Origin of the sequence: Rhodococcus sp. 06-221-2 (assembly GCF_002258365.1) — a bacterium.
In the GTDB taxonomy this organism is placed as follows: domain Bacteria; phylum Actinomycetota; class Actinomycetes; order Mycobacteriales; family Mycobacteriaceae; genus Rhodococcoides; species Rhodococcoides fascians.
On record NZ_NOYJ01000035.1, the window covers coordinates 454,624 to 476,344 of the forward strand.

The window sequence follows — 21,721 nt, forward strand, 5'->3', positions numbered from 1 at the left end:
GGATCCCGATCGCCGAAGCTGCTGATCAGCACCCGAACTCGTCGTGTGTCGCGAGGCCAAAAGGCGCCGAAAGATTCGGCTATCGCGACATAGTCAGCGGCGCGTTGCTCGGCGCTCAGGCGTGCGGGACAGCGGTGGCGGAGTACGAATTCTCGCACCAGCCGCCAGCGCCTGCGGCCGCCGATCAGTCGATGGAGCATGGTGCCATGGGGACGTCGGCGAACCGATCCATCAGGAACGCTGCAGCGGCGCCGCCGTACCCGTCGATCAGCTGTGGCCCGAAGTGGTTGGGCAACACAGCACCCTGCAGGATCGGCGGCAACGGGTTGGTTCGGAACTCGACCGTGGCACCTCGCCCACACCAATCCTGAGCCAACTGCCGGGCCTGACCGTACGGCACGGTGTCGTCGTTGAGTCCGCTGGTGATCATCACCGGTGCGTTCGGAGTACTGCGACCGATCCGCTGAGCCTCGAGGATGCGACCCGCCTGCGGAATGGTGCCCAAGTTCTCGAGCATCGACTTGCCGTCCGCGGTCAACGATTCGGTTCGCAGGAACGGGTACTTCAGAATGGTGTCGCCGATGCACTGCGTCGACAGATCGTTCAGCACTGCCTTGCCGTGATCGGTGAGTCGCTCTTCGACGAGCGGCAGCAAGCTCGGATCCCGCTCTACGAACCCGTTGAGGGCATAGCCGATCACCCCTCCGATCAGCGTCCCGTCGACGGTCTTCAACACCTCGAGCAAGTCCGCTGTGGGAGCTCCGGCCCACGTACCCTTCACATTCAGACCTGGTGCGTACTCCGAGGCGAGTTCGGCCGCCGCGGCTGCCGCCCCACCGCCCTGGGAGTACCCCCAGATACCAACGGGTGCATCGGTATCACCGAGAAGCTCGTTCGCGGCACGAGCACCGTCGAGCACCGCATGAGCCTGCTCGACACGATTGACATAGGTGTGCACACCGGGCGTTCCCAACCCGATGTAGTCGGTCACGAACACGTTGGCACCCATCGATCCCCACAGAGTGGAAGACAACAACTCCTGATTGAACGAGATGGACAATGGTTGTGTCACAGCGTTGACAGTCGTCGGAAACGCACGAGAAGGAGCGCACTGATCGGCTTGACCCACCGTGCCGGGCGCGACGACGATGGTCGGCCGCGGGCCTGCACCACGCCAGGGCACCTCGGTCTCGATGAACGTGCCCGACACGCCCACCGGCGTATCGTCCTGCGTCCGTGACGTGTACAGCACCCGCTGCGCCTGAACGGGGTAGGCACCGTCCGCACCGGGCAGAGCCGCGAACAGTGACATCGGCTGCGTCCGCAACACGGCCCCCGGGTCGTCGACGACCTGAGCCGGAGGGACGTAGAATTCGTCGACGGGGTCGGCATTCGCTGCCGAGCCTCCAAGCACGGTCAGGGAAGACGCGAGCACGGCGGTGACTGCGACGCCGATCATGTTGCGGTACAGATGCATCGGTCTCTTTCTGGTGGGGGTCAGATAACGGTGCCGATGTCGTCGGCAACGATGTTGTCCAGCGCACGTTCGGCCAGTGCGGCGATGGTCATGGATGGGTTGCACGCTGCGGTGGTGCCGGGCATGAGTGCCCCGTCGAGGACATACAGTCCTCGCTGGCCGTGGACACGACCGTCAAGATCACATACTGCGCCCATGTTGGCCCCACCCAACGGATGCCAGGTGGACGGGAACAGTGCATTGGTATCGGTGAGAACACTGCCCGATCCGGCGATACGACGCACCGTCGGATCGATCGAACCGTCCTGAATCAGGCTGTCGCCGTTGGCCGGCCAATGTAGTCGCACCTGGTCCATGGAGGAGTCGTAGCCGAAATGGCCGCGGCCGCTGCTGACTCCGTACCCGACGAGCATCGTGCTGTGGGCATCGAACGACAACGGCGGTATCGAGGCCTGGATGACGGTGTGCGCAGTGTTCGGGTCGTCCCAGTTGAGGCTGCCGAACACCACCGGTCCGCCTTGGGGTGCACCGAATTGCTGCTCGATGCTCGACCACACGTAGATGCGATCGGCATTGGTGCCCCAGCCCTGCCCCAACTCGTTCGGGAGATCGGGAATGCCTCCGGTCGCTCCGGCGCGGACGAGCAGTTTGGTGGTGTTCAGACTTCCGGCTGCCATGATCAGCGTGCCGGCGGTGAGAACCTTGTTCTCCAGAACCGTTCCGTCGGAATCGATTCGATCGACATAGACCGTCCAACGGCCGTCGGCACGCCGCTCGACACTCGTGACATCGTGCTGCGTCGCGACCGTGGCCAGCCCCGTCGCCTCGGCGGCGGCGATGTAGGTGACGTCCACGGAGTGCTTGCCGCCGTTGTTGACTCCGAATGCACCGGACCCATCGGTGTACGACGGTGCCATCACCCCGCGCGTCTCGTCGAGGGCGAAGTTCCAGTCGATCGGCATCGGGATCTTGGACACCGGCAGACCCGCTCGACGAGCATTGGCCGCAAACACCCGTGCTGCTTGATAATTGGGCGTACCGATCAACTCGTCGGGGGCCTGCTGGAGCTGCAACATCCGTGCCACGCGTGGGTAGTGCACCCGATTCAGAGTCGGCCAATCCAGTCCGGCCGGAAAGTGTTCCTCGAACACCGGCTGCGATGGCTGCAGTGTCATTCCCTGGTAGATCAGGGATCCGCCTCCGACACCGGCCGCGCACAGCGCAGTCATGTTGTCTCCGGGCACCGCCTCGAGGAGGCCGACGTACGGATCGAAAGGAACTGGCCTTCCGAACAGGTTAGGACTCGAACCGTGCCACAACATCCGCTTGTCCGGTGACGTGGCATCGGGAAACGTGTCCGCATTCGGGCCTGTGTTCCAACGCCTTCCGCGCTCGAGCACCAGAACCGAAACCCCGGCTTCGGCCAGGCGCAATGCGGCGACGCCGCCGCCGAACCCCGATCCGATGATCACCACACGATGATCCTCGCGGGTCAGCGGGATCTGGACGCGTCGCCCGCCCGCTGCTCGCGCCACCCCCGCGCCCGACAGTGCGGCCAATCCAGCAACAGCAGTCGCGCCGAGAAACGACCGGCGATTCAAATTCGACACGTACCCCCCAATGGTGTGCAGCAGCGCGCACCGAGACCTGTGTCACGTGCACGTGCGAAGCAAAACTAGACAGATGCGGCTTATGGTGTCAAGTTTTTGGGGTCCTTTTAGAACAAGAGCGGAATCAGCCAGCGCCGCAGGTATGACCGCAAACCGTCGTCGTCGTGGATCTGCGCGTCGTCGAACAGGATGACGGACAGCGCCACTCGAACCAGCACTCGCTCGATACCTTCGAACCGAGTCGAATCGAATTGTGGGTTCCGTTCGATGTAGCCATCGAGGAATTGACGCGCCACTGGCTCGGCCCGATCCACGACGTCCGGATCGAACAACGGGTTGGCGTTGCCAGAACGTAGCAGCGAGTTGAGCACAGGCTCGCTGCGAACGAGGTTGCGTGCGGACACGATCATCTCGACGATGAACTCCGATGGCGTTTCGGCTCGATCGGCCTCCTCTCGGATGCCACCGATGATGCTGACGACAAGGCCGACCATGGCCTCGGAGATCATGTCCTCACGGGTGGTGAAAATCGAATACACCGTCTGACGCGTCACGCCCGCAGCCCGCGCAGCCGCGGCAATGGTGACATCCTCGAACCCACCCTGGACGATGAGCCCGAGGGTGGCGTCGAGAATCTTCTGCTTCGAGCGCATGGTCCGAGTATGACTGCATCGCCGGCTCGGCGAGTCATCCGATGAGAGGCCGCCGATTCTTCGTCAATTTTTCGAGCTCGGCCTGCATCGCCCCGTGCACCCGCCCCGCGAACTCCTCCGCCGACTCGTCGGCGTCGGGAAGCATGGGCGCGAGCACCGACGTCTCGAGTTTGGTGGGGAGCGGCAGGTACGGAAGAAGCCCGACCAGACCGAGATTGACGCCCCACGGAATGGACACCGACAACGGAAACGTTTTGAGCCGCAGTACCTTGTCCAACCTCAGCGCCTTCGCCAACCGCTTACCACTGCTGAGTACCAGCAGGGACTCCCCCGCTCCCGCTGTGACGACGGGGACGACCGGCACCCCCGCCTCGATTGCCAAACGGGCGAACCCGGTCCGACCCGAGAACATTATGTCGTTGCGATGCCGCCACGACTTCAAAGCATCGACGTCACCGCCCGGGAAGACCAGGACACTGCTGCCCTCCGCAAAAGCGTCCAGGGCCGTTTGTCGCCCGGCGGGCCTGGCACCGAACGGTTCGATCAGTTTCTCGGCATGCAGAGTCCACGCGATCTGGTGGGTCAGCGTGATCAACTCGCGGTCGATACCGAGCTCGTCGTATGCGGCCGCGAATGCGGACACATTGAGATCGATGACTCCGCCGAACCCGTGGTTGGCGACGAACAGCACGGGGGTATCCGGAACCGGTTGCGCTACGGTCACTTCCAATCGGTTGTAGAGGCGAACAGCACTGATGCTCGCCGCGCGAACGACTCGAGCGATGTTGTCCACCGCCGACTACCGGTCCAGTTGCAGGTCTGCCAGCGCGCCGGCGATCACGAAACCTCCGGCGATTGCACAGCCGGCCGTTCTCGTTCGTTGCGGCAGGTGAGCGGTGAGCGCGAACGCCGCGGTGTCCCAGACGTCGACGGCCACACCTGCTCGCAGCAGAGTGCGCACGGCCTTCGGCGCGTACCGAGTTGCCGCGTAGAGCCCGCCGCCGATGTATATTTCACGAATTCCGAAGGTGCGAGCCGCAGCTCGCGTCGTCGCCACCGCCGCGTCGGGCCCGGCGAGGAGTTCGTTGGCGCGAGTGGGCGCAACCATGTGGGCGATGCCGATCGCTGCCCGGGCGAGCCCGACCGCCTCGGGAAGACGACGAACCAGACCGGACGCAGAGCCGATAGCCATGAAATTCCTTACGTAGTGGGAACAACGGATTCGCGAGCAAGCCGTCGGAGCAGGCCGACAGCCTTCTTCATGCCGTAGGCAACGATGGTCGTGCGGCCGTCCTCGTGGTTCCACTGCAGCAGCGCCGATCCGTCGTCGACGGAACCCTCTAGCACGGTCGGATTACCCAGTAGCGGAAGAGGACCGACGACCTTGATGGACAGTCCCAGAATCTCGGTCCAGAAGTAGTTGTCGGTGGGCGCACACGTGGGTTCGAGGCCGAGTGCGGAGGCCGCTGCGACCTTGCCCTGCGCGACGGCATTGGACCAGAACGGGGCTCGACCGGAACCAGCACGTGAATACGCGACGTCGCCTGCGGCGAACACGTCGGGAACTGCTGTGGCGCAGCGCTCGTCGATGGCAACACCTCGATCGTCGGCAATTCCGGTGCCGTTCAACCACTCCGTCTCGGGCACATCACCGGCGCAGGTGACCACCACATTGGCGTCGAGGATGCGGCCCGCGAACTCGATCCCGGTAACGGGGTTGCCCGTCAACGTAACCGGGCTGTCCGCGCGGAGAAACTCGACCGACGCGGCCTCGGCACGCGCGGTAATCGCGTCGGACAGATAGGTACCCAGTAGCCGTGTCAACGGAGGGTCGACGTCCACGACGGTGACTGCGATTCCGCGAGAAACGCACGCACTGGCGACCTCCATGCCGAGGAATCCGGCACCGACGACGATCGCCGTCTGCGCCGCATCGAGTTTCGGGCGTAGTGCCCGAACATCGTCGAAGGTCCGCAGCACCGTCTCGCCCCTTTGCCCGGGAGCCGCAATGCGACGTGCAGCCGCTCCGGTGGCGACGATCAACCGATCGTACGGAACATCGGTACCGGCGGCGGTCGTGACTGTGTGGGCCTCGGGATTCACCGACACGGCCCGATCACCGATCGCCTCGATCCCGAGGTCCGACAGATCCCACGTTTCCGCCTCGGCTGCTTCGCCTTTGAGCACGTGCTTGGACAACGGCGGCCGCGCGTAGCAACCGTCGGCATCGGCCCCGATCATCGTCAGTGGACCTTCGAGTCCGCGGGCCCTCAGTTCGCGGACAGCGGTGCACGCGGCTATGGAGTCTCCGACGACGACGATCCTGCTCTCGAGAGAGCTCACACCTGTTCTCGCAGTGCCGCCACCGGACACACGCCGACCGCAGACCGGGCCGAGGCCGCGAGGTCGTCGGGAATGTCGTTGCCATCGAAGGCGTAGTGCAGTTCGCCCTCGTCATCGAGGCTGAACACCTTGGGTGCCTGTTCGGCACAGATGCCGTGGCCCTCGCAGCGATCCCAATCGACGTCGATCCTCATGGCTGTGTCCCTTCTGCTGCCACCAATTTCAGCGGCAACCGTTCGTATCGATGAATGACGTTGTTGACAGCTCGTACGGGTGTTCCTGCGGGAACAAACTTCTCGACCCGCTGCGCCAGCACCCGGAGCATGGTCTGGGCTTCCAGACGGGCAAGCCCCTGGCCGGCACACCCGTGCACTCCGGAGCCGAAGCCGAGTTGCCGCGCGGCGTCACGGGTGATGTCGAAGGCGTCGGGGTTGTCCCATTCACGCTCGTCGCGGTTCGCCGACGCGTAGACCACCAGTACGCGAGCACCTTTCGGGATTCGTGATCCGTCGATCTCGACGTCACGGATCGCTCGACGCGAGAACGCTCTGATCGGCGACTCGTATCGAACGACCTCGTTGATCGCATTGGGGATCAGGTCCGGGTCCTGTCTGATCGCCTGCCACTGCTCGGGGTGCCGCGCGAACAGGTCGAGGGCACCGGAAATCGCTCCGATGGTGGTATCGAGCGAGGGACCGAGGTAGTCGATCATCAACGCGGGACATGCCGACTTCTGAATCTTGTTGTCGTCGGCGGCCTTCAGAACGTCGTCGCCCATGCTTCCCGGAATCACCGATCGATCTCGCACCACGCGCCGCGAGAAGGCAAGCATCTCTGCGGCACCCTTGACGGCGGTGATCGAGTGTCGATTCACGGGGCCGAGGGAATCGAATGTCGCACCGGCCCAGCGGAGTAGATCCTCGCGGCCGTCCTCCGGCCACCCGACGAGATCGGGCACGATCGACATCGGCAGCGCTGTCGCGAGATCGTCCACGCCGTCGACGAATTGTTTCTTCAGTGCCGCGTCGACGATGCTCTCGGCCTTCTCCTGCACCGCCGCTTTCATCTTGCGGACGGCCTTCGGAGTGAGTCGATGCGCCAGCACCGATCGCTTGGTTGCATGCTCGTCGCCGTCACTGTTCAGTGTCGTTCCGCGGCCGAGCCGATTGGCGACGGAATTGAGTGCCACCCCGTCCCCCGAGATGAAGGTCTCGTCGTCGAGCAGCACCGCCTTGCAGTCCGCGTAGCGCGAGACGGCGAACACCTGCTGGCGCGGCAGCCACACCACCGGGCCGAGGGCGCGTAGCCGAACGTAGTGGGGGTACGGATCGAGAATCGCATCGGTGGAGTACAGATCGGTGCGGTACTGCGGGATCGTCGCGTTCGTCGTCATGAGGTCCTTCGGTGCCGCCGGAAGTCGATACCCCCGCCTTCGCAAGGTGTTGACGATATCGTCACTCACGGCACGGCCGTACGTCAAGGGTTTTTGACGAATTCGTCATCATTGATTCGCGATAGGCTGCATCGACACCGCAGAGCAGGAGCAGATCGTGACCGAAGGCAACCGCGTCGAGCGCCGCAAGGCACGCACCAGAGCCGCGCTGATCCAGGCCGCGCAAGGGTTACTCGCCAACGGGAACACCAACGCACCCGTGCTCGAAATAACGCAGGCCGCCGACGTCAGCAACGGATCGTTCTACAACTACTTCGAGAGCAAAGAAGAACTGTGGCAGGCCGCCATCGACGCCGCTCTCGAGTCCGTCGGCGACTACCTCGATTCGCTCACCGTCGGTTTCGAGGATCCGGTCGAGAAGTTCACCCAATCGTTCAGACTGTCCGGACGCCTGTTCCGCCTCGAACCGCAACTAAGCCGTGTCCTGCTCAACTCCGAGGCCGCCGCGTTCGCCGCGGCCGGTGGCCTGGCACCACGGTCGCGTCGCGATATCGAATCGGCCGCAGCGCAGGGGAGATTCGACGTCGACGACCCGGATCTCGCCCTCGCGATCGTCGCCGGTTCACTGCTTTCCATGGGCCGTCTGCTCCTCGCACAGCCCGACCGCGACGAAGCGGCGACGGTCGACGGCACCACCGAGCGAGTGCTCCGCGCACTCGGAATTTCGACCGACGAGGCACGCACACTGTGCAGCAGTCCACTACCGGCGTCCTACAGCGGCGACGTCCACGCGGCCGTCGTCCCCACTGCGTCGCACTGAGCCCCCCTGGGTTTGCCGTCAGCCCCTCTGATGTCGGGGTGGGCCGTGCACGGCTACCGGGGCCGGAACGGCCCGAGCTACCGGCTCGATCTTCCGACTCCCCCCGCCGGTGTCGATGTCGAGAAAATGCTGGAGTTCGTCGTAAATCGGAGTGTCCGTCATGGGCCTTGACCTTCTCGACCTTCGGAGATGCAGATCGTTCGGCTTCGCTGAACCATTGATGGTGCTCGGTGGACCGTGTGACCCCGACACTACGGCCCTTCGGCATCCTGCCATCGGCCGACGGAATCGACCATCCGAGCCGCCAACACGGCAACTCGCGTGTTCTCTCGCTGCGATTGCTGAACCAACGCGGCGAACGCGGCCCCAGGAGTCATAGATTGCGTTGCCATCAGGATGCCCTTGGCCTGCTCGATGGTGGCCCTGGTCGCCATCGCCGCACGAAGACCGACGACTTCCTGCTTCGCCTCAGCCGTGTGCCGGGAATTCCATACTGCCGCTTCGACCGACGTGACGAACATCTTCACCACCACTTCGTCGATATCGTTGAAGCCACCGGCATCGAAGCCGTAGATGTTGAGCGAGCCTGCATGCTCGGAATCGACTGCCAGCGGTGCCGACAGGTAACTCTGCACTCCGATGTCTGCTGCTGCGGCTGCGAATGCAGGCCAGCGAGTGGTGATCTCGTCGACTCGGACGCACACCAACCGATCGTGGCGCGCAGCTTCGAGACACGGCCCCTCGTCCGCTCGGTACTGATCGGCATCGATGTCCACCACACGAGCGTCCGAGAATGCAGCGGTGGCAGGATTCTCCGAATCATGATGCAGCAGGGTCACTCCCGCCATATCCGCCCCGGGAATTGCCACGACGGCCTGCTCGCACAGGCCCTGCAGCACAGTCTCGAATCGGCTGTGCTCGAGCAATATTCCGCGGAACACATCGAGCGCCTCGAAGGTGTCTTCCGCGAAATACGTCGTCGCACCCGGCACGTGTGATCGCCTCGGGAGTGCCGCCGCGATCTGCTCGTCGAACGCGGCTGCGGCCGCTCTCTCGGCAGCCGAATCGTCCGGCGTTTGCTCGGATGTCCGATCGGTCACGTGGTCCCGCCCCCATACGATGCGGCCATCACACCCTTCGCCGTGAACGAGCAACCTACGGCGTTGGCCCTCGCCGAATGTTACAACCGTACGCCCACTGTCAATCGGAACTGAATGATCCGGACACCGTATTGATCTATTGACTTTCGATAGATTCCTGTCGATACTCGCTAAATGCTGAGTGGATATCGAGTGGTAGTCCTGTTGCTTCGCCTGTTTCTCGCCGCGTTGTTCGCGGTGCTGGTGCTGATGCAAGTCATGTCGTTGCCCGGGCAGTTCGCCCACATCGCCCAGGAATCTCCCGAATCCGCGCACCTGCGATGGCCGCTGACCATCGTGTCGATCTTCTGGGTGCTGTGCATTCAGGTGGTCGTGATCGCGACATGGAAGCTAATGACGATGGTGAACCGCAACGCCATCTTCACCCGCGCTTCGTTGGTGTGGGTAGACACGATCACGTGGTCGATCGCCGCGGCCTGGGTGGTGCTGGTCGGCGTCTTTCTCTACGTCGGATTCGGAGCCGACGACCCGGGCCTGCCGCTACTGCTCTTCCTGCTCGTCGTCATCGTCGCCGTCGCCGCATTGTTGATGGTCGTCATGAGGACCCTGCTCAGTCAGGCCACGGAACTGCGCAGCGACATGGACGCGGTCATCTGATGGCCATCGTGGTGCGCATCGATGTTCAGTTGGCCAAGCAAAAGATGAGCGTCGGCGAGTTTGCCGAACGCGTGGGGCTGACGCCCGCCAACATCGCAGTCCTCAAGAACGGACGGGCCAAAGCCGTGCGCCTGAGCACCCTCGACGCCATGTGCCGGGTGCTGCACTGCCAACCCGGAGACCTCTTGGAATGGGTGGACGAATGAGCACCCGCGGCACTACTGACCGGTGACATCCAGAGCGGCACCGACGATCGAATCGGTGTCGATGTGATGATGCTTGTACACCTCGTCCAGCGAGCCCACCTGACCGAAGTTGCTGACGCCCAACGACGTCGACGCAACGCGGTTCACGTTCGCAAGGAACGCCAGCGTGTGCGGATGGCCGTCGAGGACGGTCACCATCGGTGTCGCCCGATCGGCCGGCAACAGCTGATCGAGAATCCACGACTCCGCGTTTCCGTGTCCCTGTCGAGCCTGGACGGCTCGATAGAGTTGACCCGGACTCGTGATGCACAGGACGTCCGCAAGAATGCCGATGCGCTCCAAACGTGCTGCGGCGTCGAGAGCTTCGGGCATGAGCGCACCCATCGCCGCGATCGTGACGGTGGCTCCGTCTCGTCGCACGAGCGGGTAGCCGCCGGCCACCACCTGTTTGCGCCTGCGTTCGCGGGCCGCCGGATCGCTGGGCACGTCGGCCAGCGTCTGATCGACCGGCCGGGTAGACAGGCGCAGGTACGCCGAGGTGCCGTCGGGACGACCCAACTTGGCGATGCTGGCGAGCAGCGTCCACTCCACGTCGATGGCGAACGCCGGCTCGTACGAGATGCACCCGGGCTGCTCCAGACCGATCGACGGAGTCTTGATCGACTGGTGCGCACCACCTTCCGCGGCCAACGTGACACCCGACGGTGTACCGACCAGAATCGACTGACCACCCGCGTAGATGCCGTACGACCACGGTTCGAGGGCGCGTTCGACGAACGGGTCGTACATCACCCCGATGGGGAACAACGGCTCTCCCCACCGACTCCACGTTGCACCCAGCTCGCCCATCAATCCGACCAGATTGGTCTCTGCGATACCGAGTTCCATGTGTTGACCGGTGGGACCCTCACGCCAGTGCATGATGGTTTCGGCATCGTCGCCGAACCAATCGTGCCGCTCCGACGACGACCAGACACCGACCTTGTTGACCCAACCGCCGAGATTGGTGGTCGAGCTGACATCGGGACTGACCGTGACCACGCGCCGCGCCGCATCCGGGGCCTCACGCGTCAGGTCGATCAGGGTGCGGCCGAGCGCGGCCTGCGTCGTGGCCGTGCCCTTGGGAGTACGGCCGATGTCGGTGGGAACTGCAGGCGGTGCCGAGACGGGCACCGGCTCGCGGCGCAGCCGTTCGGCGACATCGGCGCACAACTGCCCGGCAGCTGTGGCGTCGTCGAAGCGGCCCCATGGCGAACCGACGTCGGTGCCGAGAGTGTCTGCCAGAGCCGCATATTCGTCGACAGTCAGCAGAGACGAGTGGTTCTGCGGATGCCCCTGAGTGGGGAGGCCGAATCCTTTGACCGTGTAGGCGATGATCACCGTGGGCCGGGTGTCGTCGATCTGCGCGTAGGCCTCGCGCAGCGCGTCGAGATCATGGCCGCCGAGATTGCGAATCGACTCGGTGAGAATCAGATCGTCGAGGTCACCGATGAGCGCGGTGATCGCCGCGGCATCGGAACCGTTGCCGGGCAGTCGATCACGCAATTCGGACGCCGAGCACCGCAACAGCCGCTGATACTCGGGATTGGGCATGTCGAGGATGCGGCGCCGCAAGGCGTCGCCCCCGGTACGCGCGAACAGGTTCTCGAGCAGCCGACCGAACCGCACGGTGATGACCTGCCAGCCTGCCGCGTCGAACATCTTCTCGAGGCGACGCGCCGCGATGTTCGGCACCACTCGGTCGAGGGACTGCCGGTTGAGGTCGACGATCCAGACGATCTCGCCCAACTCACCGATGCCCGGATCGATGACGGCTTCCCACACGGCACCCTCGTCGAGCTCGGCGTCTCCGACGAGCGAATACTGCCGTCCGCGAAACCCACTCGGGGTGTCTGCGGAAAATGCGGAGTCGACGAAGCGGCGCGACATAGCGCCCCAAATAGGTGCCGTCGCACCGATACCCACCGATCCCGTCGAGTAGTCGACGGTATCGGGATCCTTGGCGCGCGACGGGTAGGACTGCAGACCACCGTACGAGCGCAGCGTCGTCAAATACTTCTCGTCCAGCTCACCGAGAAGGTAGTTGATGGCGTGCAGCACCGGCGACGCGTGCGGCTTGACCGACACTCGGTCGCCCGCTTCGAGCTGCTCGAACCACAGCGAGGTCATGATGGTGACCATCGACGCGCACGACGCCTGATGACCGCCCACTTTGAGACCCGTCGGATTGGGCCGGATTCGGTTGGCGTGGTGGATCATCGACGTCGACAACCACAGCACCCGCTCGGAAATGTCGTGCAGGGTTTCGCGCCCCCCGGTGACCGCGTCTCCGTCGGTCGAATTGCCGGTGGTCGAGCTGAGGCTGGTCATGGCGAGCACTCCTGAAATAGGCGACGAAAGATTGCATCGAGTGGAAGTGGCGGGACCGGATGGGTCCCGTCACTCCATGAGGCAAGCGTTCGGATTGCGAAGCGCCGAGTCAGTCGCGTCTGTGATGCAACCGGCGTCAGTCGACCAGAACCCGGCGGGCTGCGCAATAGTAGTCTTCGGTATTGAGCAATCTGCGCAATTTTCGGAATCGGCCTTTGCAGTTTCTGGTCGACCTGATCACCGCGGCCCGGCCCCTCGGCGAGTCGCGGAATCGATGACGGCCTCGAATGCGTCGACGATCAGCGCGACCGACTCGTCCAGATCGAGATCCGCCGTCTCGAAGAAGGCGTCGGCTGTTCGATCGAGAAAGCCGGTCCACCCCGAAATCGCGACAGCGACCAGTGGTGGCAACGGATCCGGGAGTTCGGCCAGGGCTGCGACCTGACGCTCGCCCTCGGCCCGAGCCTGCCAGAGGGCGCTCTCGACGCCTGCCTCGCCGAATTCCTCCTCGCGCACCACCCGCAGGTAGAGCGCGCGGTGATCCCGCAGAAACTCGATGTGCCGTCGGACGAATCCTTCCAGCCGAGCTCGGACGGTCCGCTCCTCGGACTGCGGCCCCTGCGCGTCGGACAATTTGCCCAGAACGTCGGCCAGTGCGGCCTGCACCAGGCCCTGCTTGTCGGTGAAGTAGTAAAAGAGCAACCCGTGCGCCACACCCGCTCTGCGCGAGATCGCCGCCGCGCTGATGTCTGCGCTGGCACCTTCGGAGATCATCTCGATCGCGGCGTCGATCAACGCCTGACGGCGATCGCGACGTGGGCGGGCGCGCCGCGACTGCTCTGCATCGTCGACGTCGTTCGAAGGCACCGTCCGAGACTAATGCAGATCGAGGCGGCTTTTGCGTCGGCCCCTTGCGTTATGTGCAGATCCTCTGCAATATATGCAACCGAGCCGGAGTTGCCGCGCTCACCATCGAGGAGGTGCGATGATCACAGTGACCAGTGCCGCAGGCGGGATCGGACGGTTGCTCGTCCGGCAGCTAACTGCGCAGAAGATGCCCGTCCGCGCTGTCGTGAAGAACGACAGCCAGGCTGCGACCACCCGTCGAGACGGGGCAACCGAGATCGTCGTGGGCGATCTGAGGTCGCCCGACACGCTCGACAGAGCCCTGGCCGGGGCCGACGCGCTCTATCACGCGGCTCCGACCCAGGTCATCGACGAAAGACCGATCATCGAGCACCTGATCGCGACGACGCCGGCAACTGGGTTGCAGCACATCGTGTTTCACTCCGTCATCCATCCAGACCTGCATCAGCTGACACACCATCACCAGAAGGACATCGCCGAGGGTCTGCTCCGCGACAGCGGAATCCCCACCACGGCGCTCAGGCCGTCGCACTACATGCAGAACTATCTGGAAGTGTGGGAGTTCCTGCAGGCAGGCGTCATGCCGTACCCGGTGTCGCCGGACAGCATCATGGGTGTCGTCGATCTCGCCGACGTCGCCGAGGCCGCGGCGAACGTACTGATCGACCCGTCGCCGCACACCGGCCGCACCTACGACCTGTCCGCGGTCGAACTCACCCGACACCAGATGGCCGAGATCTGGTCACGCGTGCTGGGGCATCCGGTGACCGCCATCCGAATCCCGCCCTCGTCGCTGACGAATACCCTCGATGTGGTGCCTGCACTTCCTGCCGTCATCGGTCACGCCGTGCGATCGACGAAGCTGCGTTCGCTCGGACATATCGTTCGCGGCGCGCAGGCCGCGTCGAATCCCCGCGATATGAAGAACTGGCCTGAAGATGCACGTCAGGCGTACCGCACGATGATGACCCACTACGACGGCCATGGCCTACCCGCAGGTGACCTGACGGTTCTTCCGACTCTGCTCGGACGCACACCCACCTCGTACGAACAGTTCGCCCGGCGCTCCGCCGCTGAACTCGGACGCACGGAACGATGAGCCGCAGGGCTTCTCGCTACAGTCCAGGCCGCACATTGGTCACCGGGGCGAGTTCCGGAATCGGCGCCGAATTCGCGCGAGTGCTGGCCGCCCGCGGCTCCGATCTGGTGCTCGTCGCCCGACGGGAAGATCGTCTGACAGCGCTGGCGGACGAGCTCGAATCGACCTACGGTGTGCGCTGCCGAACAGTGCCCTGGGACCTGTCGGAGGAGGCCAGTGGTCGGCGGCTCCGCGCCATCGTTCCCGAGCGCATCGACCTCATCGTCAACAACGCAGGATTTGCGGTCCAGGGACCCTTCGTCGACGGCGACGCCGACGACTTCGAGCGCCTCGTCGCCGTCGACATCCGGGCGGTCGTGGACATCTGCTCGGCCTTCCTCCCCGATATGGTGGCCCGCAGGTCAGGGACCATCGTCAACGTGGCCAGCACGACGGCATTTCAACCGGTTCCGACTCTTGCCGTGTATGCGGCCGCCAAAGCCTTCGTGCTGAGCTTCAGCCAGTCGCTGTGGTACGAAGCAGCGCAACACGGAGTCAGAGTGTTCGCACTCAACCCCGGACCCACCCACACCGAATTCTTCGACGTCATAGGCGATTCGGCCACAGCCACCGGTACCTACCAGACACCGGCCGACGTCGTCGCCACCGCCATGAAGGAACTCGACGCCAAACGGTCACGGCCACATGTTATTTCGGGTCGCCGCAATGCTCTGCAGGCGGCGATGGCGGGTATCGCCCCCGCACGAGTTCTACTCCCGGCCCTCGCACGAATGCTGCACTAGACTGTCACGATCATGGCCAGGGTCTCGAGATTCACACTCGCCGATCGCCGAGAGGCGGTGGCACGGGCATTCGGGGGTTCCGAAAGCCCGGCAGCCGTGGCCACGGACTTGGGCATCCACACCACCACGCTGTACCGCTGGGCCGGGTCGTCGGCCACGGACGAACCCGGGCCCGCACCGACGCGGCTCATCGAGGCGACCCAGGAGCTGCTTCGGCACGCCGACTATGCAGACATCACGATCGAAAGCGTCGCTGCCCGATGCGGTCTGGCCCCCAGAACTGCCTTCCACCACTTCCCCAACAAACGCCAACTCTTTCAGGCCGCCGTCGACGACGCCGCGACCGTTCTGGTCGAACGCATCCGTGAACGGTCTGCGGACGCCGGCTGGCCGAGCACCCCACTCGAGCAGCTGCAGACATTTCTGCGAATAGCTGCCGAGAGCATCTACGAGACCCCGCGCACGCACGTGCTGTTCCGTAATCTCGGAGTCCCGAAATCCGAAGGCACAGCCGAGCGTTGGCACGACAGCTTCGTCGATGCCATCACCGAACTACTCCGCGCCGCTGCCGAAACAGGGCAGATCGACAGTGCCACAGACCTCCCTGCCTCAGCCCGACTGCTCACCGGTGCCATGCGCGGCATCCACACAGCGGTGTTCGACGGTGCCGACGCCGACACGGCTCTGACCCTCGTCGGCCGCGTTCACCTTCTGATCCCGCCTGCGCAGCGCGACGCGACCGACTACGACGTCACTGTCGGCCCTGACGCAGCGCAGCGGTGACCGACGCGAACATGGTCGTCTTGATGGCTCCGATGGTGGCTTTGTCCTTACCGGCAATTGCCGAGAGCCGCTCCAGCGCAGCATCGATCACCGAGTCCTCGGCCGCTACGCCGTCGACGAGACCTGCAGTGAGGGCCTCCGCGCTCCCGTACCGATGTCCCGTGGTCATTGCGACCATGGCCGTCTGCGGAGAGAGCTTCGCCTGAATCAGAGCGGACATGCCGGGAGTGAAAGGGATGTTGATATCCGCTTCCGGAAAGCAGTAGTAGCCACGATCCTCGCGCATGAAGCGGTAGTCATGGGCAATGGCGAACATCGCTCCGGCACCGAAACTGTGCCCGTTGACCGCCGCGGCGGTGGGTATCGAAAACGTGAGTATTCGGGCGAACAGCGTCTGCACTCGATCGACGTACCAATCGGCGCGATCACCATGGGCCATCAGCCAGTCGAGGTCCAGTCCGTTGGAGTAGAACTTGCCCGCTCCTACTGTGATCAGCCCGCGCGCCGACCGCTCTATCTGGTCCAAGTGGGCGTCGACCGCATCGAGCCAGTCCGGTGAGAATCGATTCTCGTCCGAGCCGAGCGTCAAAATCGCTATGTCACTGCGAATTTCTAGCGTAGGAGTCATCGTGAGCTACCTTTCGAGGGTGCCGAGGCTATGAAGACTTCGGCGGTGGAGGGGGCGGAGGAAGAGTGAGGACGCCGCGCACGGCGGCAGCGAGTCGTTCGCGCACCGATGCGTCTGGCGCACGGCGACCCCGCAGGAGCAACGCGGCAGGGAGCTCGACGGTGCAATCCTTGATCACGGCTACGGCCGTGCGATCCGCTCGGTTCCACATCTCGGTCGACAACCGCACGAACAACTCGACGAGCGTCGAATCGAGCATACGAAGGTCGTCGGCAAGCGCGTCCGGAATATCGTTCGAGCCCAACAACTCTCGACGCGACACAATCATGAGAAACTGTCCGGCCGTTGGATGATCGAGTAGAAAGCGCGCCGGCGCATCCGCAGCAGCCACTATTGCGTCCACCGCGGTGCCCGTCGCCAATGCGTCGTCCACGGACCCTCGCTGCACGGTGAGCATGCGCTGCGCGCCGCGCAACCACACTCGGCCGAGGAGTCCGGCCCGCGACCCGAACGCGTGGTAGATCGCCCCGTTGGACACCGAGGTCAGCTCAGACAACGCGCGAATGGTGACCGCGGCCGGGCCCGACTCGACGGCCAACGCCTCGGCCACATTCAGTAGGTGGTCGAGATCGTGCACGCGTGGGCGGGGCATGACGTGACCGTAACAGAGCAACTGCTCTGTTACAACGACGCGCTCGACACCGCACCCATTCCGGATTTTCGACTGACCATCAGTCAAATTATTGACTGACAGTCAAACTGCACTTAATCTGGATCACACTCCGATCGCGACGAAAGGTCGATTCATGAGGGCAACGCACGATGCACCGACGATCGAGACGCAACGGGTCGCGCCCGACTACATCGCGCATTGGGTCGTCAAATCTGCGCGAACCGAGGAGATGGTCCGCTGGTACGGCACGGTATTCGGGGCCGAGATCGCCTACCAGGACGACGAGATCACGTTCTTGACCTGGGACGACGAGTCGCATCGACTCGCGATCATCGCCGTGCCCAAGCCGGTGAAGTTCCTGTTCCCCTTCGCCAAGCTGCGCCGCAAGGCCTACGGCATCGATCACATCGCCCTGACGTTCCGATCGCTGGAACGACTGCTGGAGAACTACGTGCGGCTCAAGCGCCAGGGCATCCTTCCGGTGTGGTCCATCAACCACGGGCCGACGATCTCGCTGTACTACGAGGACCCGGACGGTATTCGGCTCGAGTTCCAAGTGGAGAACTTCGATTCCGACCACACTGCGGCCTTCTTCTTCACCGAGGAATTCGCGCGCAATCCCATCGGCGTCAACATCGACCCCGACTACCTCCTCAGCCGACTCCGCAACGGAGCGACCCACGAGGAACTGCGGCAGCGTGAGGCCGGAACCAGGCCCGGCCGGCCGGTGATCGCCAACAAGAAGACCATCACACCGAAAACTTTGTGACCGATTGCTAGGGGGGATCGAAAGCTATGCCCATCAACATCATTCGAACCGAGGACGGCTGGTGGCGTCTCGACGGCGACCAGGCCGTCAGGATCGACACCACCGCGCAGACCACCCGTGAGCTACTGGCCGACCGGCCGGCCATCGACGCCGCATCGGGGACAGGCACGAATGTCGCCGAGCTCGAACTCCTCTCACCCATCACCGCACCGTGCCGAGTGGTGGCGCAGTTGCTCAATTACCGATCCCATGCGATCGACGCCGGCTCGGACCCGAAGACCCTGCAGCCGACGTTCTTTCGTAAGTCGTCCGCGTCGATCAGTGGCCCGAACGATCCCATTCGGCAACCGCCGGAGGTAGCGCTGCTCGACTACGAGATCGAGCTGGGCGTGGTGGTCGGTGCCGATATCCCCATCGGGACAACCGTCACCGACGACAACCTCGCGTCCTACGTGGCGGGCTTCGTCGTGGCCAACGACGTGTCGGCTCGGGAGATCCAGTTGACGAAAGTGCAAGTGTACGAGAGCAAGTCGTATCCCACCTTCACCCCACTCGGCCCTCGACTGGTGCTGCTCGACAACGACGAGCTGCGACGACTGCCCGAGCTACGGATGACGTTGGCGGTCAACGGGGAGATCCGTCAGGACCAGACCATCGGCGACGACCTCATCACTCCTCCCGCCGAGGCCTTCACCAGACTGGCCCGTTTTCAGAACATGACCGCAGGCGACGTCCTGTTGACCGGAACTCCGATCGGCACGGCAATCTCCGCGCCGCCCAAAGCGATCCAGAAGATCGGCGAACTCATCCCGCCTGCGCTGAAGTGGAAGTTCTTCTTCGCACGCCAAGCCAAGAACCCGAAGTACCTCTCGGTCGACGACGTCATCACTGCCACCATCCGCACTCCGGACGGGTCGATCGACCTGGGGACCCAGGAAACCGTCGTCCGATGAGCACTCCTGTCGTCATCATCGGTGCCGGGCCGGCGGGTACCACTGCAGCGCTTCTGCTGGCGCGCAGGGGTATTCGAACGGTATTGCTCGAGCGTCGAACCAGTCCCCTGTTCCATCCGGCGGCTCACGTCATCAATGCTCGGACGCTGGAGATATGGAACGAGTACAGCCCCGAACTGGCCAAGTCCATAGCGGCGATGTCGCCTCCGCACGAACAGGTCAATCTGATCAGCTGGTACGGTGACCTGGCCGGAGACGCGATCGGGTCGATCGATCTGCTGTCCGATCCCGAACGCAAAGCCATCGTGGAAAGCCAGAGCCCGTACATGGTGTCGCACATCGGCCAGCACATTCTGATGCCCGTGCTGTGGGACGCCGTGGACGCCGAACCGCTGATCGAATTTCGCCGCGGAGTCTCCGTCGAATCGGTCGAATCGAACTCCGGTGACGCGCGCATCGCCTTCCGCACCCTGACGGGTGACGTCGACGAACTCGGTGCGCCGTACGTCCTTGCCTGCGACGGTGCCAACAGCGCGACCCGCGACGCGGCCGGGATATCGCTGACCGGACCGGTACTGGCCAACATGGGCAGTGCGTTCTTCACGTCGACAACGCTGTTTCCCGACGACGCGCGTCCGCTGTTGAGTTGGATCTACACCCCGGACCTGTGCGGAGTGCTCATCTCGCACGCCGACCACCGCTACATCCTGATGACGGCCTATCTGCACCCAGCGCAGGAGATCGCCAGGAATGGCCGCCGATTCTGGGAGAAGACGCTACCGAAGGCGTTGGGTACGAACGACTTCACGCTCGAATCGACGGGCACGTGGGTGATGACGTCACAGACGGCCGACACCTTCCGCCACGATCGGCTGCTGTTGCTGGGCGATGCCGCTCACCGCTTTCCGCACACCGGCGGCTTCGGGCTCAATTCGGGAGTGCAGGATGCCCACAACCTCGCGTGGAAGCTCGATGCCGTGCTCTCTGGTGCGGCAGGCCCGGAGCTGCTGGACACCTACGACACCGAGCGTCGGCCCGTGGTGGAGAAATTCGCCGAACAGAGTGTGGCCAACCACTTCCGCATGGACGACATCGGCAAGCGCGTCGGGATCACCAACGCCATGCTGGCCAAGGCAACTCAGGCCATGGGGCGGGCACCACTGAACAAACTTCCGGGCCGACTGATCGCGCCCATCGCGGCTGCAGCAACCCGCAAGCAGATGAGCCGATCACGAAGCCTGCGCCCGGATGCCCCCGGGTCGGCGGAACTGCGCGCCGAAATCGCAGCCGCGATTCCACTGCAGTTGGAGCATTTCGTCTCCACCGGCCTGCAATTCGGCTTCCTCTACGACAGTCCACTGATCGCCCAAGACGCGTCGACGAAGCCCGTGGAAGATGTTGTCGATTACGTGCCCACCACGTACCCCGGTGCGCGATTGCCTCACGCGCTCGTCTCGGTCGACGGGCAACTCGTCTCGCCGCACGACGTGTTGGACCCGAACATGTTGACGCTGTTCACCTTCGACGGTTCCGCGTGGGAATCGGTGATTGCTGGTATGCGTGATGTACGCCCGGGTATGTCGCTCGTCGTACTGGACGCACCCGTCGGCGTCGATCGCAACGAACTGATATCGCTGTACGAGGTAGGTGAGTCCGGAGCAGTACTCGTCCGACCCGACGGTCACGTCGCCTGGCGTACCAACGATTCGGGGAGTTCGCTGTCCGACTTCCTCGAAACGCACTGGAGGAAGTACTACGCCGCCTGACGGACCGTCGACCGCCGTGATCGGAGCCTGATTCCCACCGTCACGACGGCGACGATCACTGCGGCAGATACTGCCGTCCATCCGACCATGGCGTTCGTCAGCTCGCCGCCGAGGCGCCCCTGTGCCAGCCATCCCAGTCCCCACACGATGGCGAACATCGGAGCGATCGCTCCGTTCGAGTAACGCGCCAGAGTCACCCCGACCATTGCTGCGACGGCCAGTACAACGACCGCCCAGACCGTCGCGCCACCGGTGACTCCGAGATCGACCAGCCACGCCGAGATGTTCGCGATGGTGGCCACGCACACCCACCCGAGATAGAGACCCATCGTGCCGTCGGTGATCACCGCGTCCACCACAGATTCCGGCCGCTGCTGTTGCAGGAGTACGAACACGCGCACGAGAGCGGCCAACAGCGCGACGATGACCACCACGCTGAGCCACACCTGCCCGAACTGAATCGCGAGAATCCACGCCGGATTGAGCAACATCGACGCGATGACCGGTGCCCGCAAGGCGTCGTGACGTGCAGTTCGACCGGGTAGGAACTGCCAGACGGCATAGACGATGAGACCGGTGTAGATCACCGACCAGATCGAGAACGCGGGACCAGCGGGAGCCACCAGCGTCGACGTGGCACTGAGCGCCCCGCCGGCTGCCTCGGCAATGGGCGTCCCTATCCACGCACCGGAGCCGAGAAACGACACCACAACCGCTACGACCGCACTGACAACGACGCCAATCCTCATGGCTGCGATAGTCCCCGAAAAAC

At 64.0% G+C, this 21,721-nt stretch carries 23 protein-coding genes; 9 read left to right on the forward strand and 14 right to left on the reverse strand.

Annotation, left to right across the window (positions count from 1 at the left end; genetic code table 11):
* Positions 1 to 184: 184 nt before the first annotated feature.
* The 8 genes from CH281_RS23870 to CH281_RS23905 form a co-directional block, all read right to left on the reverse strand.
* The gene (locus tag CH281_RS23870) at positions 185 to 1,477 is read right to left on the reverse strand and encodes a lipase family protein (RefSeq protein WP_236253894.1); all 1,293 of its coding nucleotides are present in this window, start codon (positions 1,475 to 1,477) and stop codon (positions 185 to 187) included.
* A 20-nt stretch (positions 1,478 to 1,497) separates the two neighbouring features.
* Positions 1,498 to 3,087, reverse strand: coding sequence for a GMC oxidoreductase (locus CH281_RS23875; RefSeq protein WP_094695686.1), 1,590 nt, complete (start codon positions 3,085 to 3,087; stop codon positions 1,498 to 1,500).
* A gap of 107 nt (positions 3,088 to 3,194) precedes the next feature.
* Positions 3,195 to 3,740 carry a TetR/AcrR family transcriptional regulator gene (locus tag CH281_RS23880; protein WP_032383122.1) on the reverse strand — a complete coding sequence of 182 codons (546 nt, stop codon included), beginning with the start codon at positions 3,738 to 3,740 and terminating at the stop codon, positions 3,195 to 3,197.
* A 34-nt stretch (positions 3,741 to 3,774) separates the two neighbouring features.
* The gene (locus CH281_RS23885; protein ID WP_094695687.1) at positions 3,775 to 4,533 is read right to left on the reverse strand and encodes a 1-acyl-sn-glycerol-3-phosphate acyltransferase; all 759 of its coding nucleotides are present in this window, start codon (positions 4,531 to 4,533) and stop codon (positions 3,775 to 3,777) included.
* A 6-nt stretch (positions 4,534 to 4,539) separates the two neighbouring features.
* Positions 4,540 to 4,932 (reverse strand): hypothetical protein, encoded by a 393-nt coding sequence (locus tag CH281_RS23890; RefSeq protein ID WP_032367038.1) that lies wholly within the window; start codon positions 4,930 to 4,932, stop codon positions 4,540 to 4,542.
* An 8-nt stretch (positions 4,933 to 4,940) separates the two neighbouring features.
* Positions 4,941 to 6,083 (reverse strand): NAD(P)/FAD-dependent oxidoreductase, encoded by a 1,143-nt coding sequence (locus CH281_RS23895; protein ID WP_094695688.1) that lies wholly within the window; start codon positions 6,081 to 6,083, stop codon positions 4,941 to 4,943.
* The gene (locus CH281_RS23900; RefSeq protein ID WP_032367040.1) at positions 6,080 to 6,277 is read right to left on the reverse strand and encodes a ferredoxin; all 198 of its coding nucleotides are present in this window, start codon (positions 6,275 to 6,277) and stop codon (positions 6,080 to 6,082) included. Before CH281_RS23900 ends, CH281_RS23895 begins: the two co-directional genes overlap by 4 nt.
* Positions 6,274 to 7,476: a cytochrome P450 gene (locus CH281_RS23905; RefSeq protein WP_032367041.1), complete on the reverse strand. Its 1,203-nt coding sequence runs from the start codon at positions 7,474 to 7,476 to the stop codon at positions 6,274 to 6,276. Before CH281_RS23905 ends, CH281_RS23900 begins: the two co-directional genes overlap by 4 nt.
* 157 nt (positions 7,477 to 7,633) lie before the next feature.
* On the opposite strand from CH281_RS23905, the gene CH281_RS23910 reads away from it, so the two are divergent.
* Positions 7,634 to 8,296 carry a TetR/AcrR family transcriptional regulator gene (locus tag CH281_RS23910; RefSeq protein WP_032374898.1) on the forward strand — a complete coding sequence of 221 codons (663 nt, stop codon included), beginning with the start codon at positions 7,634 to 7,636 and terminating at the stop codon, positions 8,294 to 8,296.
* Between the two features lie 251 nt (positions 8,297 to 8,547).
* On the opposite strand, the gene CH281_RS23915 is transcribed toward CH281_RS23910, so the two are convergent.
* Positions 8,548 to 9,396 carry a GAF and ANTAR domain-containing protein gene (locus CH281_RS23915; protein ID WP_141214915.1) on the reverse strand — a complete coding sequence of 283 codons (849 nt, stop codon included), beginning with the start codon at positions 9,394 to 9,396 and terminating at the stop codon, positions 8,548 to 8,550.
* Between the two features lie 174 nt (positions 9,397 to 9,570).
* On the opposite strand from CH281_RS23915, the gene CH281_RS23920 reads away from it, so the two are divergent.
* Both CH281_RS23920 and CH281_RS23925 read left to right on the forward strand, forming a co-directional pair.
* Positions 9,571 to 10,053 carry a DUF2975 domain-containing protein gene (locus CH281_RS23920; protein ID WP_094695689.1) on the forward strand — a complete coding sequence of 161 codons (483 nt, stop codon included), beginning with the start codon at positions 9,571 to 9,573 and terminating at the stop codon, positions 10,051 to 10,053.
* Entirely contained in the window at positions 10,053 to 10,259 is a 207-nt protein-coding gene (locus CH281_RS23925; protein WP_027495448.1) for a helix-turn-helix domain-containing protein, read from the forward strand. The genes CH281_RS23920 and CH281_RS23925 overlap by 1 nt, the downstream gene beginning before the upstream one ends.
* 12 nt (positions 10,260 to 10,271) lie before the next feature.
* Here the strand turns inward: CH281_RS23925 and CH281_RS23930 are convergent, their stop codons facing one another.
* Both CH281_RS23930 and CH281_RS23935 read right to left on the reverse strand, forming a co-directional pair.
* A complete protein-coding gene (locus CH281_RS23930) occupies positions 10,272 to 12,629 on the reverse strand; it encodes a transketolase-like TK C-terminal-containing protein (RefSeq protein WP_094695802.1) in 2,358 nt (785 codons plus the stop codon).
* Between the two features lie 237 nt (positions 12,630 to 12,866).
* Entirely contained in the window at positions 12,867 to 13,496 is a 630-nt protein-coding gene (locus tag CH281_RS23935; RefSeq protein WP_094695690.1) for a TetR/AcrR family transcriptional regulator, read from the reverse strand.
* Between the two features lie 118 nt (positions 13,497 to 13,614).
* On the opposite strand from CH281_RS23935, the gene CH281_RS23940 reads away from it, so the two are divergent.
* Genes CH281_RS23940 through CH281_RS23950 form a run of 3 tightly spaced genes read left to right on the forward strand, consistent with a single transcriptional unit; the run spans position 13,615 to position 16,160 of the window.
* Entirely contained in the window at positions 13,615 to 14,595 is a 981-nt protein-coding gene (locus CH281_RS23940) for an SDR family oxidoreductase (protein ID WP_094695691.1), read from the forward strand.
* Positions 14,592 to 15,377, forward strand: coding sequence for an SDR family NAD(P)-dependent oxidoreductase (locus CH281_RS23945; RefSeq protein WP_094695692.1), 786 nt, complete (start codon positions 14,592 to 14,594; stop codon positions 15,375 to 15,377). The genes CH281_RS23940 and CH281_RS23945 overlap by 4 nt, the downstream gene beginning before the upstream one ends.
* Before the next feature lie 12 nt (positions 15,378 to 15,389).
* Positions 15,390 to 16,160, forward strand: coding sequence for a TetR family transcriptional regulator (locus tag CH281_RS23950; protein WP_094695693.1), 771 nt, complete (start codon positions 15,390 to 15,392; stop codon positions 16,158 to 16,160).
* Here CH281_RS23950 and CH281_RS23955 read toward each other — a convergent pair.
* Positions 16,129 to 16,788: an enoyl-CoA hydratase/isomerase family protein gene (locus CH281_RS23955; protein WP_027495442.1), complete on the reverse strand. Its 660-nt coding sequence runs from the start codon at positions 16,786 to 16,788 to the stop codon at positions 16,129 to 16,131. The genes CH281_RS23950 and CH281_RS23955 overlap by 32 nt on opposite strands.
* A 28-nt stretch (positions 16,789 to 16,816) precedes the next feature.
* The gene (locus CH281_RS23960) at positions 16,817 to 17,440 is read right to left on the reverse strand and encodes a TetR/AcrR family transcriptional regulator (protein WP_080729392.1); all 624 of its coding nucleotides are present in this window, start codon (positions 17,438 to 17,440) and stop codon (positions 16,817 to 16,819) included.
* 154 nt (positions 17,441 to 17,594) lie between these two features.
* On the opposite strand from CH281_RS23960, the gene CH281_RS23965 reads away from it, so the two are divergent.
* Genes CH281_RS23965 through CH281_RS23975 form a run of 3 tightly spaced genes read left to right on the forward strand, consistent with a single transcriptional unit; the run spans position 17,595 to position 20,949 of the window.
* Positions 17,595 to 18,230: a VOC family protein gene (locus tag CH281_RS23965; protein WP_032371747.1), complete on the forward strand. Its 636-nt coding sequence runs from the start codon at positions 17,595 to 17,597 to the stop codon at positions 18,228 to 18,230.
* Positions 18,231 to 18,256: 26 nt separating this feature from the next.
* Positions 18,257 to 19,183 carry a fumarylacetoacetate hydrolase family protein gene (locus CH281_RS23970; RefSeq protein ID WP_032389694.1) on the forward strand — a complete coding sequence of 309 codons (927 nt, stop codon included), beginning with the start codon at positions 18,257 to 18,259 and terminating at the stop codon, positions 19,181 to 19,183.
* The gene (locus CH281_RS23975) at positions 19,180 to 20,949 is read left to right on the forward strand and encodes an FAD-dependent monooxygenase (protein ID WP_094695694.1); all 1,770 of its coding nucleotides are present in this window, start codon (positions 19,180 to 19,182) and stop codon (positions 20,947 to 20,949) included. The genes CH281_RS23970 and CH281_RS23975 overlap by 4 nt, the downstream gene beginning before the upstream one ends.
* On the opposite strand, the gene CH281_RS23980 is transcribed toward CH281_RS23975, so the two are convergent.
* Positions 20,937 to 21,698, reverse strand: a complete 762-nt coding sequence (locus CH281_RS23980; protein ID WP_094695695.1) for a TspO/MBR family protein — start codon at positions 21,696 to 21,698, stop codon at positions 20,937 to 20,939. The two genes, CH281_RS23975 and CH281_RS23980, sit on opposite strands and share 13 nt — an antisense overlap.
* Positions 21,699 to 21,721: the final 23 nt, after the last annotated feature.

Coding starts and splice junctions, on each gene's coding strand:
- CH281_RS23870 (WP_236253894.1), bottom strand. CDS start 1,477: ATGCATCTGTACCGCAACATGATCGGCGTCGCAGTCACCGCCGTGCTC.
- CH281_RS23880 (WP_032383122.1), bottom strand. CDS start 3,740: ATGCGCTCGAAGCAGAAGATTCTCGACGCCACCCTCGGGCTCATCGTC.
- CH281_RS23890 (WP_032367038.1), bottom strand. CDS start 4,932: ATGGCTATCGGCTCTGCGTCCGGTCTGGTTCGTCGTCTTCCCGAGGCG.
- CH281_RS23900 (WP_032367040.1), bottom strand. CDS start 6,277: ATGAGGATCGACGTCGATTGGGATCGCTGCGAGGGCCACGGCATCTGT.
- CH281_RS23905 (WP_032367041.1), bottom strand. CDS start 7,476: ATGACGACGAACGCGACGATCCCGCAGTACCGCACCGATCTGTACTCC.
- CH281_RS23920 (WP_094695689.1), top strand. CDS start 9,571: ATGCTGAGTGGATATCGAGTGGTAGTCCTGTTGCTTCGCCTGTTTCTC.
- CH281_RS23925 (WP_027495448.1), top strand. CDS start 10,053: ATGGCCATCGTGGTGCGCATCGATGTTCAGTTGGCCAAGCAAAAGATG.
- CH281_RS23930 (WP_094695802.1), bottom strand. CDS start 12,629: ATGACCAGCCTCAGCTCGACCACCGGCAATTCGACCGACGGAGACGCG.
- CH281_RS23940 (WP_094695691.1), top strand. CDS start 13,615: ATGATCACAGTGACCAGTGCCGCAGGCGGGATCGGACGGTTGCTCGTC.
- CH281_RS23945 (WP_094695692.1), top strand. CDS start 14,592: ATGAGCCGCAGGGCTTCTCGCTACAGTCCAGGCCGCACATTGGTCACC.
- CH281_RS23950 (WP_094695693.1), top strand. CDS start 15,390: ATGGCCAGGGTCTCGAGATTCACACTCGCCGATCGCCGAGAGGCGGTG.
- CH281_RS23955 (WP_027495442.1), bottom strand. CDS start 16,788: ATGACTCCTACGCTAGAAATTCGCAGTGACATAGCGATTTTGACGCTC.
- CH281_RS23960 (WP_080729392.1), bottom strand. CDS start 17,440: ATGCCCCGCCCACGCGTGCACGATCTCGACCACCTACTGAATGTGGCC.
- CH281_RS23965 (WP_032371747.1), top strand. CDS start 17,595: ATGAGGGCAACGCACGATGCACCGACGATCGAGACGCAACGGGTCGCG.
- CH281_RS23970 (WP_032389694.1), top strand. CDS start 18,257: ATGCCCATCAACATCATTCGAACCGAGGACGGCTGGTGGCGTCTCGAC.
- CH281_RS23975 (WP_094695694.1), top strand. CDS start 19,180: ATGAGCACTCCTGTCGTCATCATCGGTGCCGGGCCGGCGGGTACCACT.
- CH281_RS23980 (WP_094695695.1), bottom strand. CDS start 21,698: ATGAGGATTGGCGTCGTTGTCAGTGCGGTCGTAGCGGTTGTGGTGTCG.